A 315-nucleotide genomic window follows, 5' to 3' on the forward strand; every position below is an offset into this window, starting at 1 on the left:
GCTCGTGCCTGTGCCAGACGAAACCAAACCACTGCGACAGCTTCAGCTACTTCAATCCAACGGTCCCAACACCGTCAATCTACAGCCTGCCAAGGATCAGCAAAGCTAAGATTGAGGGCTTTGTCGCGGATGGGCGCTTTGACCTTGATGAGATCGGGCTGGACGAAATTACTGAGAAACAAACTCTCGTTCTAAGGTCTGCGCACCTGGGGCAGCCAATCATCGACCACGCGGCAATCGCGCAGTTCTTCAACAAGGCTGCATATCCGATCTACTTCATCGACTATGAGACCTACAGTTCCGCCATTCCATTGG

General features: G+C 52.7%; 1 protein-coding gene. It reads left to right on the top strand.

What is annotated here, in order from left to right; all coding sequences use genetic code 11:
- On the top strand, positions 1-315 hold a 315-nt coding region (locus tag NO357_RS21290; RefSeq protein ID WP_306737776.1), incomplete at both ends, for a hypothetical protein.

This window comes from Marimonas arenosa (genome assembly GCF_030848945.1).
In the GTDB taxonomy this organism is placed as follows: domain Bacteria; phylum Pseudomonadota; class Alphaproteobacteria; order Rhodobacterales; family Rhodobacteraceae; genus Marimonas; species Marimonas arenosa.